Genomic DNA, 11,264 nt, shown 5'->3' with positions numbered 1-11,264 from the left:
TGAGCTTAAACGATGGTCAGCGTGACGTCGATGTTGCCACGGGTGGCGTTCGAGTACGGGCACACGATGTGGGCAGCGTCCACCAGTTTCTGCGCGGTGTCGCGGTCCAGGCCTGGCAGCGAGATTTTCAGTTCCACTTCGATGCCGAAGCCGGTCGGAATGGCGCCGATGCCCACGGTGCCTTCGATCGACACGTCGGCCGGTACCGCGATCTTGTCGCGGCCGCCGACGAATTTCATCGCGCCCAGGAAGCAGGCCGAGTAGCCGGCTGCGAACAGTTGCTCAGGGTTGGTACCGGCTGCACCTGCGCCGCCCAGTTCTTTCGGGGTGGTCAGTTTGACGTCCAGCACGTTGTCCGACGAGACGGCTTTGCCTTCACGGCCGCCGGTAGCGGTGGCGGTTGCGCGGTAGAGAACTTTTTCGATCGACATGATGTATTCCTTTCAGAGACTACGGTGAATGAGGGAACAACTTTTCAATTTTAATGCGTTGTTTCACTTTGGCGCTGCGTCTTTATATTTGCGTAGCGCCCATGAACACCACTATACATAGTGTGCGATTTAATCGCAAGCGATATTTGTAAGAAGTTGTGACAGTGGTTGCCGCGCACATACGCCAGCTGGGCTTCAAGCTCAAGGACATTAAAATCATCCTCAACTCGCACGAGCATTTCGACCATGCGGGCGGCATCACCGCGCTGCAGAAAATGGATTCGATTGCGACATCCTGGTGTCCGCCCACCCGGAGGTCAGCAACCTGTGGCAGCGCAAGGCGCGCCAGCCGGCCGAAGGCAATACCGCCTTCATCGGGCAAGCTCTGCCTGACGGTGCGGGCTCAGAACTTGTGCGACAGCTTGAAGCCGCGCAGAAGGAACGAATGATTTTTGCCGTGGTTATCTGTTTTTTGCATGTCGCCCGTGCCATGTGCGCCACAGACCGTGTGTTAGACTTTTCTCCCAAGATATTCACACCGGTGCCCCCATGAGTTTGCGCGACAGCCGCCGCCTGCCAGGCCTCAGCACGCTGCTGACGATCGTGATCGCCGCTGCCACGCTGCTGGTCACGGGCCTGATGGTGTGGATCGTGGGCGGCATCGCCACCACCGACATCAAGCGCACCGTAGGCGAGATCCTGGCCGAACGGGCCCGCACGGCGGCCGATATGATCGACGACAACATGGCCACGCGCTACCTCGAAGTACGCCAGCTGGCCGAGCGCATCGACCGTGACCCCGCCTATGCCGGTCGCGCCACTGCCGCCCGCCGCGCGCTGCTCGAACAAGTGCAAACCTCGGCCCCGCAATACGCCTGGATCGGCCTGGCCGGCGCCGATGGCAAGGTCGTGGCCAGCACCGGCGGCCTGCTCGAGGGCGTGGATGTGTCGGCGCGGCCGTGGTTCAGCGACGCCGTCAAGGGCATCTTCGTCCACGATGTCCACGACGCCAAGCTGCTGGCCAAGCATTTGCCGCTCGACCGCGGCAATCCGCAGCGTTTTGTCGATCTGGCCTTTCCGGTGCGCCTGGCCACGCCCGATGGCGTAGCCCCCGGCGTGCTGGGCGCGCACCTGAGCTGGGGCTGGATCGGCCAGCTGGGACGCATGTTCAATGCGCCGGTGGCCGACCGTCCGGTGGAGATCATGGTGCTGGCGGCCGACGGCACCGTGCTGATGGGACCCGACGACGCCGTCGGCAACCGGCTCGAACGGCTGGCGCCCGGCGCGCCGGCGGCGTCGCCGGTGGCCACCGAGCTGCAGTGGGTCGATGGCAAACGCTATATCACGGCGCGCTACGCCACCCATGGCAAGGGCGATTACCCGGGCCTGGGCTGGACCGTGCTGGCGCGCCAGCATACTGATACCGCGTATGCCCACGTGGTCAATATGCAGCGCCGCATCTACCAGAGCGGCATCGTGCTCACGCTGCTGTTTTCGGTGGGCGGCTGGCTGCTGGCGCGCAAACTGACCGCGCCGCTCCTGGCCGCAGCCGAGGCGGCAGCGGCCATCGGCGCCAGTACCGACCATGATGACACCAATGGCGCCACGCTGTCGGTGCGCGGCGGCTTTTACGAAGTGCACACGCTCACCGGCGCGTTCGACGCACTGCTGGCGCGCCTCGCGCAAAAGCGCGACGAACTCAATACCCTCAACGCCGCGCTCGAGCACAAGGTGGCGCAGCGTACCGAGGCGCTCGAAGCGTCGCTGGCCGCCAAGTCGCGCAGCGAAGAGCAGGAACGCGCGGCGCAGCGCAAGGCCCACGACAGCGAAAAATTCCTGCGCACCATCGCCAACAACAGTCCGGCGCTGATCGCGTATGTCGATCGCGACCACGTCTACCGTTTTGCCAACCACGCCCACCAGCGCATCCTGGGCATTGCTCCGGACGCGATGATCGGGCATCACATGGCCGAGGTGCTGGGTGACGATGTATACGGCGTGCTGCGCGGCCGCATCGCGCGCGTGCTCGACGGCGCCACCGTGCATTTCGAGGAAGCGTTCGACCGCCCCGGCTGGCCGCAGCATTTCATGACCGATTACATTCCCGACGCCGATGGCGACGGCCCGGTGCGCGGCTTCCACATCCTGGTCACCGACATCACCGCGCGCAAGCAGATCGAGATCGCCCAGGCAGCCAACGAAAAACTGGCCGAAGCGGCCAACCGCGCCAAGAGCGAATTTGTCGCCAACATGAGCCACGAGATCCGCACGCCAATGAACGCGGTGCTGGGCGCCGCGCATTTGCTCGGCAATACCCGCCTGACCGGCGAGCAGCGCGGCTACCTGGAACTGATCGAGTCGTGCGGCCGTTCGCTGCTGCACATCATCAACGACATTCTCGACTTTTCCAAGATCGAAGCGGGCAAGATCCAGATCGAGCACGAAGCGTTCGACACCCACGGCCTGGTCGAGGCCGCCGAAGCGGCCATGCTGTCCTCGGGCCGCAAGCCCGGGGTGGAGCTGGCCATTCTGGTGCCGGCCGACTTCCCGGAACGGCTCGTCGGCGACGCCATGCGCATGCGCCAGATCATCACCAACCTGGTCAACAACGCCCTGAAATTCACCGCTGCCGGCGAGGTGGTGGTGCGCCTGGCGCTGCACGGCGGCGAGCTGGCCATCACCGTGCGCGACACCGGCATCGGCATGTCGGCGGACCAGCAACAGCGCCTGTTCCAGCCGTTCGAGCAGGCCGACATGTCCACCTCGCGCAAGTACGGCGGCACCGGCCTGGGGCTGGCCATCTCGCGCAAGCTGGTGGCGCTGATGAAGGGCAATATCGCGGTCACCAGCGCGACCGGCGCCGGCGCCGAGTTTACGGTCACGCTGCCGGTGGCTCTGGCGCCCAGTCCGGGGCCGGAGACCGAACCGCTGCTGCCAGCGGTGGCCGCCGGCCCGCTGCTGTTCATCGACGCCCACCTGGCATCGCTCAAGGCACTGCTGCAGAACGCCGCGTTTTACGCGCTGCCGGCGCACAGTGCCAATACCGTCGATGCAGCCATCGCCTGGCTGCACCAGCAGGCCGGTGACGGTGCGCACAGCGGCGTGGCGCTGGTGAGTGCAGGCCTGTACGCGACAGCCCCCGAGCGACTGCGGGGCGCCGCGCGCGCAGCCGGCATGCAGCTGGTACTGATGCATGCGGCAGCGGGGCCGGCGTTCGACGATGCCCTGTTCGACGGCGCGGTGGCCAAGCCGGTCACGCGCCGCGCCTTGCAACGGTTGCTGGCGCAACTGGCCAATCCCGGCCAGCATGATGGCCTCGGCGACCCGGCGGCCGGCACCGCGCAGCAGCAGGCCAGGCCGCTAGCGGGCCGGCGCCTGCTGCTGGTGGAGGACAACCCGATCAACCAGCTGGTCGCTTCGCGCCTGCTGGAACTGGCCGGCGCCACACCGACGGTGGCGGAAAACGGCCGCGATGCGCTGGAACTGCTGGCCATGGCGCAGGCGCCGTTCGATATCATCCTGATGGACGTGCAAATGCCGGTGATGGACGGCTACGAGGCCACGCGCCTGCTGCGCGAACGCGGCGTGCGCACGCCGATCCTGGCCATGAGCGCGGGCGTCACCCAGGCCGAGCGCGGCGAATGCCTGGCGGCCGGCATGGATGGTTTCATTTCAAAGCCGGTCGATGCCGACGAGATGATCGCCACCATTGTCGCGTGGCTGGACCCAGGGAGGGAAGTCGCTAAGCGCTGACCAGCTTGAGTTTGCGAATGACGTCCGACAGCCGGTATGGTTTGCCGATCAGCTGGAACTGGCCGAGGTCGGGGTGGTCCTGCTGCAGCGCCGACGTGACATAGCCCGAGGCCAGGATCACCTTGAGCGCTGGCAGGTAGCTCACCGCGCTCTTGGCCAGCTCGATGCCGCTCATGCCGGGCATGACCACGTCGCTGAACAGGATCGAAACGTCGGGATGGCGGCGCAAGGTATCGAGCGCCTCCTGGCCGTTGTTGGCCGCCAGCACCTGGTAGCCCAGGCTGGAGAACAGGTGGCTGGCCATGTCCAGCACGTCCGGCTGGTCGTCCACGATCAGCACTTTTTCCACCGCTTCGTCGCTGTCCGCCTCCTGCGGCGCATAGGCGAGCGCCGGGAAGCGCAGCGTGATGCAGGCGCCCGCGCCCGGGGTGGAGGTAATTGCCAGGTTGCCTCCGGCCTGCTGCATCAACCCGTACACCTGCGACAGGCCCAGGCCGGAACCATTGCCCACCTCCTTGGTGGTGAAGAACGGCTCCACCGCGCGCTGCGCCACGGCCTCGGTCATGCCGGCGCCGGTATCGCGCACGGACACCACCACGCTGGCCCCATCGACTGCGGTCGTGAGCGTGATCGTGCCGTTCGCATCGATGGCGTCGCGCGCGTTGACCACCAGGTTCAAGAGCGCCGACTCGAACTGGGTCAGGTCGGTCATCACGTCGGGCAGGGCGGCGGCGAGCTGCATGTCGAGCCGGATCGAGCTGCGGATCGCGCGCCGCAGCACCGCCTCGAAGCTGCTGATGGCGCGGTTGAGATTGACCCGGTCCGGTTTCAACGGCTGCTGGCGCGCGAACGCCAGCAGTTGCTGGGTGAGGCTGGCGCCGCGCTTGGCGGCGCGCTCCATGCTGTCGATGGTCTTGTTCTGCGCTTGCTGGTCGTTGACCACGCGCAGCAGGTCGAGGCCATTGGTGATCACGTTGAGCAGGTTGTTGAAGTCGTGGGCGATGCCGCCCGTGAGCTTGCCGATGGCTTCCAGCTTTTGCGACTGGAACAGCGCCTCCTTGGCCTGCGCTAGGCTTTCGTCGGCGCGCCGGCGCTCGGTGACGTCGCGCGTGATCTTGGCAAAGCCGATCAGGGCGCCGTCGCTGGCGCGCACCGGATCGATCACCACGCTGGCCCAGAAGCGCGTGCCGTCCTTGCGCACGCGCCAGCCCTCGTCCTCGAAACGGGCCTGCGCGGCCTGGTGCAGCACCTGCGCCGGGCGCCCGGCGGCGCGGTCTTCTTCCGTGTAAAAGCACGAAAAATGGCGGCCGACGATTTCCGCCTCCGAATACCCCTTGAAGCGCTGGGCGCCGGCATTCCAGCTGCAGACGATGCCATCGGGCGAGAGCATGTAGATGGCGTAATCGCTGACGCTGGAGATGAACAGCTTGAACTGTTCAGCCTCGGCAGTGATGGGGAGTGGGAGCGTCGTTGTCATAACCAACAGTATATTTTTTTTACAGTCGCACGGGTGACATTATCTCGGTGTAATTGATAATGATTCCTATTACCTATAGAATGTCGACATTCCCCCTATTGTCTGCCCGCCATGCACCAGCCGATCCATCCGATCCTCGCCATTTCCGTTGTTTTTGCTGCCGGGAAGGTGGGCCTGTGAAAAAGCTCTGGTTCCAGCTGCACTGGTTCGTCGGCATCACCGCCGGCACCATCCTGATCCTGATCGGGCTGACCGGGTCTATCCTCTCGTTCCGCGAAGAGCTGCTCGACTTCCTCAACCCCGGCGTGCGCAATATCGCGGTGCAGAATGCGCCGGTGCTCACGCCGCCGCAGATCGCCGCTGCCGCCAAGGCCTTGCACCCGGATGCGCGCATCGCCAGCATCATCATCTATTCGGAGCCGGGCAGCACCGCGCGCGTGGGTCTGGCGCCTGCCAAGGGCGCACAGCGCGGCGAGGCGATCTTCCTGAACCCGTACACGGGCGCGCTGCTGCCGCCGCTGCACTACGATGAAGTATTCGAATGGGTCGATTCGCTGCACCGCCACCTGCTGCTGCCGCGCGACGCCGGCCGCATTGCGCTTGGCATCCTGGCCCTGTGCCTGCTGGGACTGTCGCTGAGCGGCCTGTATTTGCGCTGGCCGCGCCGCGCTGGCGACTGGCGCGCCTGGCTCAAGCTCGATCTGCGCCTGAAAGGCCGCTCGTTCCTGTGGGGCCTGCACTCGGTGGTGGGCACCTGGATGATGCTCGGTTACGTGATCTTCACGCTGACCGGCGTGTACTGGAGTTTCGACGTGGTGCGCAGCACGGTCGATGGCTGGCTCGGTGTGACGCGCGTGGCGCGCGAAGTACCCGGCCCCAAGCCGGCCAAGGGTGTCAAGCCGCCGCCGGTGGACCTGGCCGCCAGCTGGGCCACGTTCGAAAGCGCCGCGCCCAACTGGCGCATGGCGTTCCTGCGCATACCCGAACGCGCCACCGCGCCGCTGCAAATCGTCTGGACTGCCAAGGATGCGCCGCACGTGCGCGCGCGCGGGCGCATGGCGCTCAACCAGCAGACCGGCGCCATGATCAAGAACGAGCCGTATGCGGAGATGACTGTGGGCGGCCAGGCGCAGGCGTCGATCTATGCGCTGCACGTGGGCAGCTTCTTCGGCATGCCGGGCAGGATCGTGATGTTCCTCATCAGCCTGGCCTTGCCCGGCTTTGCCATCACCGGCTGGATGTTGTACCTGAACCGGCGCAAGCAAAAACGCAGCGCCGCCGCCGAGCGCAAGAAGTTCGCTGCCGCCGGTCCCGGTTCCGGTCCTGCCGCTACGGGGGCGGACGCCGTCTTGCTGGCCTACGCCAGCCAGACCGGTGCGGCCGAGCGCCTGGCGCTGCAAAGCGCGGCAGCCCTGCAGGCGGCCGGCGTGGCGGTGCACGTGCATTCGCTGGAAAAACTCACGCCGCCGCAGCTGGTCAAGTACAAGCGCGCGCTGTTCGTCGCCAGCAGTTTCGGTGAGGGCGAGCCACCCGACGCCGCGCGCCGCTTCAACCGCCTGCTGCACACGGCTGCCGAGGAGTTGCAGCACATGCAGTACGCGGTGCTGGCACTGGGCGACCGCAACTACGCGCAGTTCTGCGGCTTCGGCCACGCGCTCGACGCGCGCCTGCGCACCATGGGCGCGCAAGCGCTGCATCCGACCATCGAGGTCGATAACGGCGATGCCGGCGCGCTGGCGCGCTGGTCGGGTACCTTGCATGCGCTGATCGGCGGCTCGGCTTCGGATGCGCCGGAACTGGCCTTGACGGCGGCCGTGGCCGATACCGATTACGCCAGCTGGCGCATCGTCGGCCGCGAGCTGCTCAACCCGGGCAGCGTGGGCGATGGCCTGTACGAGATCACCCTGTCCGGCGACCCTGCGGCCGACTGGCGTCCCGGCGCGCTGGCCGATATCTGGCCTGGCCATTACACGCCGGCCGCTGCACCGGCAGCGGCAGCGCCGCCAGAGACACATTCCGCATCGCCAGGGGCACAGGCAACGCAGGCAGACGCAACGACGGCGGTAGCGCCGCGCCGCTATTCGCTGGCCTCGCTGCCAAGCGATGGCGTGCTGCAGTTGCTGGTGCGCCAGGTGCGTTACGAAGGCGCATCCGGTCCGGCGCTGGGCCTGGCCTCGGGCTGGCTCACCGACGGCGCCCAGGTGGGCGACGAAGTGCGGGTGCGGCTGATCGCCAATCCGGCGTTCGACATGCACACCGAGGCGCGGCCGGCGATCTACATCGGCAACGGCTCCGGCATGGCCGGTTTGCGCTCGCACCTGCGGGCGCGGGTGCAGGCCGGGCAGCAGCGCAACTGGCTGATCTTCGGCGAGCGCCAGCGCGAGTTCGACAGCGTCTGCGCGCAGGAGATCGCCGGCTGGCGCGCGGCAGGCATGCTGCCGGAACTCGACCTGGTGTTTTCGCGCGACGTGACCGGCGGCGAGTATGTGCAGGACCGCATGCACGTGCGCGCCGACGTGCTGCGCGACTGGATCGCCGAGGGCGCGGTGTTGTACGTGTGCGGCAGCTTGCAGGGCATGGCTGGCGGCGTCGATGCGGCGCTGGAAGAGATGATCGGGCGCGCCGCGCTTGACGACCTGATCGAGACCGGTCGTTACCGCCGCGACGTCTATTAAATGTAAAAAACGGGACGGCGCGGTTACAGCGCCGTCTCGAACCCTTCGAGCACATTCACCACGTTCACGCCCAGCTCCTTGACCGCATAGCCGCCTTCGAAGATGAACGCGGTGGGCACATTCAGATACGCCAGCCGCTCGCCGATCTTCAGGTAATCGGCGCTTTGCAAGGCAAACCGCGACAGCGGATCGCCCGCGAACGTATCGACTCCCAGCGACACCACCAGCGCGTCCGCGCCGAAGCTGCCCAGGCGGATGCAGGCCGTCTCCAGCGCCGCAAACCACGCCTTGGCCGAGCTGCCTTGCGGGAGCGGCAAATTCATGTTGAAACCGTGGCCCGCGCCGTCGCCGCGCTCGTCGGCGTGGCCGAGGTAAAACGGGTATTCGCTGCGCGGGTCGGCGTGGATCGAGACGAACAGTACGTCGCTGCGGTCGTAGAAAATGCTCTGGGTGCCGTTGCCGTGGTGGTAGTCGATGTCGAGGATGGCCACCTTGCGGGCGCCATCATCGAGCATGTGCTGCGCCGCCAGGGCGGCGTTGTTGAGGAAGCAGTAGCCGCCGAAAAAATCCTTGCCGGCATGGTGGCCGGGCGGGCGGCTCAGCACGAAGGCGCCGCGTTCGCCCAGGCGCAGCGCGTGGGCGGCGTTGACCGCGCAGTCGGCGCCGGTCTTGGCGGCGGTCCAGGTGCCGGCCGTGAGCGGTGTGCCGCTGTCCATCGAATACAGGCCCATGCGGGCCGTGAAATTATCGGGTTCGATGTCGTGGCGCAGCGAGCGTACCGGCCAGACTGACGGGAAGGCGTCGCGCCCGGCGTTGGCCGGGTCGAGCGCCAGCCACTCGCTCCACGCCGTGCGCAGGAAATGCAGGTAGCGCGGGGTGTGGATGCGTTCGAGCGACATCAGCGGCACGCCCTGCGGCGTGACGATGCGGCCCAGGCCGCGACGGCCCAGTTCGGCCAGCACCGAGTCGGCCCGTTCCGGCTTTTCAAAGCACGGCACCAGGGCGCCCCGGAAAAATTCGTGGCCGCCCCGGTGTTGGGCGTGCAGCTCGTTGTAGAAAGTTAGCACGCTCGGGCCTCGGTGTTCAGTCGCAGCCGGGAGTGGAGTGGCACAGGTTGCTGTTGCGGTAGGCGGCCACGTAGTCGTCGAAAGCGATGCGTGGCGCCGCTTCCATGGCGGCCTGCTCGGCCAGCGATTCGGCCGCCATGGCGTCCAGCGCGGCGGCTTCCGCTGCGCCCGGGGCCGCGCTGCGGAAGTACGCGGCGTGCTTTTCGCTCTGGGCCAGGCCGAAGGCGGCAAACGAGTTGCCGTGTTCGCGCAGGGCGACCAGCACTTGCGCCGACGGCGTGAGCGACGGGTCGGCCAGCTTGGCCGCTTGCGCGCGCAGGCTGTCCGCGTGGGCGGTGTCGCCGCGCAGGCTGTCGAGCAGCTCGGCGGCCGGGCGGATGCGTTCGAGCAGTTCTTCGCCCCATTGCGCCAGCGCGACCGGGCCGTGGTCGCCGTCGAGCAGCAAGCCCGGGCGGCGGCCTTCCTTGACCGTGCGCGCAAAGTTGGCGGTGTGGCGCGCGCCTTCTTCGGGCGTGATGGCCGGGCTTTCTTCCAGTGCGCAGAACAGCAGGAAGGCGTCGAGCAGGCGGCCGGCTGCCACGCTGATGCCGACCGGTTCGAACGGATCGACGTCCATGCAGCGCACTTCGATGTATTGCACGCCGCGCGCGCACAGCGCCTGGATCGGCCGCTCGCCGGTCTGGATCACGCGCTTGGGGCGGATGGTGGCGTAGTACTCGTTTTCAATCTGCAGCACGTTGGTGCTGAGCTGGATCCACTCGCCGTTGCGCTTGGTGCCGAGTTCGGCATAGGGCGCATACGGCTGGTTGACCGCGCGCGTCAGCGCCGCCACGTAGCTGTCGAGGCAGTTCTCGTGCGGGCGCAGGCCGGACTGGGCATCGTTCTGATAGCCGAGGTCGCTCATGCGCAGGCTGGTGGCGTACGGCAGGTACAGGGTGTCGTCCGACAGCTGTTCCAGCTGGTGCGGGCGGCCGCGCAGGAAGCCGGCCGACAGTGCCGGCGAAGCGCCGAACAGATACATCAGCAGCCAGCTGTAGCGGCGGAAGTTGCGGATCGTGGCCAGGTAGGCTTCCGATTGATAGGCCTTGGCGCCCAGCTGCTTCGGATTCGGTCCGTTCTCGGCCAGCACGCGCCACAGCCGCTCGTCGAGCGAGTAGTTGTAATGGATGCCGGCGATGCATTGCATGGCCTTGCCATAGCGCAGCGCCAGGCCGCGCCGGTATACGTGCTTGAGCGTGCCCAGGTTGGACGTGCCATACCAGGCGATCTCGATATCTTCCTCGGCCGGCAGCGCGCACGGCATCGACTGGCTCCACAGCAGTTCGTCGCCGAGCTTGCTGTAGGCGTAGCGGTGGATGCTGTCGAGGCTGGCGATGGTGGTGGCGATGTCGGACTGGGCGGGGGTGATGAATTCCAGCAGGGTTTCAGCGTAATCGGTGGTGATTTGCGGGTGCGTCAGGGCGGCGCCGAGGGCGACCGGGTGACGGGTGCGGGCTAGCTGGCCGGCGCCGTCCACGCGCAAGGTTTCCCGTTCGATGCCGCGCAAACCGCCTGCCAGCACGGCGCGGTGTTTTTCATCGGCCAGCAAGGCCAGGCGTCGTGTCAAAAGAGTTGGCAATTTGTAATCCTTTTAAGCAAATGCAGTAAGAGCTATTTTGGTGCTGAGAGTAACCGAAATTGGCCAACCCCGCCGAAACCCATCGAAAACGCCGGGAAAAGAAGAGCATTTTAACAAAATGCGTAACAGAAATTATGTGCGCCAACGGACGCCGGCATTTGCCGCACCGGACAAAGTGTTTGGCAGACAGGAAAATTTCGTGATCGCTTTGAAGCTACCCATAATCGTTCCTGTAGCGTAACT

The 11,264-nt window shown here is 66.3% G+C and carries 7 protein-coding genes and 1 pseudogene; 4 read left to right on the top strand and 4 right to left on the bottom strand.

Going from position 1 to position 11,264, the window contains the following annotated elements; translation table 11 throughout:
- Window positions 1–5: 5 nt before the first annotated feature.
- Complete coding sequence (locus tag ASF04_RS13635) at window positions 6–431, bottom strand: organic hydroperoxide resistance protein (RefSeq protein WP_056142523.1); 426 nt, start codon at window positions 429–431, stop codon at window positions 6–8.
- Between the two features lie 158 nt (window positions 432–589).
- On the opposite strand from ASF04_RS13635, the pseudogene ASF04_RS28225 reads away from it, so the two are divergent.
- From ASF04_RS28225 to ASF04_RS13625, 3 genes and pseudogenes are all read left to right on the top strand, one after another.
- Window positions 590–670: pseudogene (locus tag ASF04_RS28225) on the top strand (hypothetical protein); the annotation flags it as partial.
- A gap of 59 nt (window positions 671–729) precedes the next feature.
- Window positions 730–984, top strand: a complete 255-nt coding sequence (locus ASF04_RS28220) for a hypothetical protein (RefSeq protein WP_056142521.1) — start codon at window positions 730–732, stop codon at window positions 982–984.
- A complete protein-coding gene (locus ASF04_RS13625; RefSeq protein WP_082488759.1) occupies window positions 981–4,184 on the top strand; it encodes an ATP-binding protein in 3,204 nt (1,067 codons plus the stop codon). The genes ASF04_RS28220 and ASF04_RS13625 overlap by 4 nt, the downstream gene beginning before the upstream one ends.
- Here ASF04_RS13625 and ASF04_RS13620 read toward each other — a convergent pair.
- Window positions 4,174–5,661: a PAS domain-containing sensor histidine kinase gene (locus ASF04_RS13620; RefSeq protein ID WP_056142516.1), complete on the bottom strand. Its 1,488-nt coding sequence runs from the start codon at window positions 5,659–5,661 to the stop codon at window positions 4,174–4,176. The two genes, ASF04_RS13625 and ASF04_RS13620, sit on opposite strands and share 11 nt — an antisense overlap.
- Window positions 5,662–5,837: 176 nt before the next feature.
- Here ASF04_RS13620 and ASF04_RS13615 point away from each other — a divergent pair, with 176 nt between their 5' ends.
- Window positions 5,838–8,336 (top strand): sulfite reductase flavoprotein subunit alpha, encoded by a 2,499-nt coding sequence (locus tag ASF04_RS13615; RefSeq protein ID WP_056142514.1) that lies wholly within the window; start codon window positions 5,838–5,840, stop codon window positions 8,334–8,336.
- A gap of 23 nt (window positions 8,337–8,359) precedes the next feature.
- On the opposite strand, the gene ASF04_RS13610 is transcribed toward ASF04_RS13615, so the two are convergent.
- Both ASF04_RS13610 and gshA read right to left on the bottom strand, forming a co-directional pair.
- A complete protein-coding gene (locus ASF04_RS13610) occupies window positions 8,360–9,403 on the bottom strand; it encodes a histone deacetylase family protein (protein ID WP_056142511.1) in 1,044 nt (347 codons plus the stop codon).
- 16 nt (window positions 9,404–9,419) lie between these two features.
- Window positions 9,420–11,021, bottom strand: coding sequence for a glutamate--cysteine ligase (gene gshA, locus ASF04_RS13605; protein WP_056142509.1), 1,602 nt, complete (start codon window positions 11,019–11,021; stop codon window positions 9,420–9,422).
- Between the last annotated feature and the right edge of the window lie 243 nt (window positions 11,022–11,264).

The sequence above is a fragment of the Duganella sp. Leaf61 genome (assembly GCF_001421905.1).
GTDB lineage: Bacteria > Pseudomonadota > Gammaproteobacteria > Burkholderiales > Burkholderiaceae_D > Rugamonas > Rugamonas zoogloeoides.
Note: the sequence above shows the minus strand (reverse complement) of the source record. Positions and strands in the feature narration are given on the sequence as shown.

Bases quoted from the DNA above. Each gene is read 5' to 3' on its own strand.
- ASF04_RS13625 (WP_082488759.1), top strand. From the start codon at position 981: ATGAGTTTGCGCGACAGCCGCCGCCTGCCAGGCCTCAGCACGCTGCTG.
- ASF04_RS13635 (WP_056142523.1), bottom strand. From the start codon at position 431: ATGTCGATCGAAAAAGTTCTCTACCGCGCAACCGCCACCGCTACCGGC.
- ASF04_RS13620 (WP_056142516.1), bottom strand. From the start codon at position 5,661: ATGACAACGACGCTCCCACTCCCCATCACTGCCGAGGCTGAACAGTTC.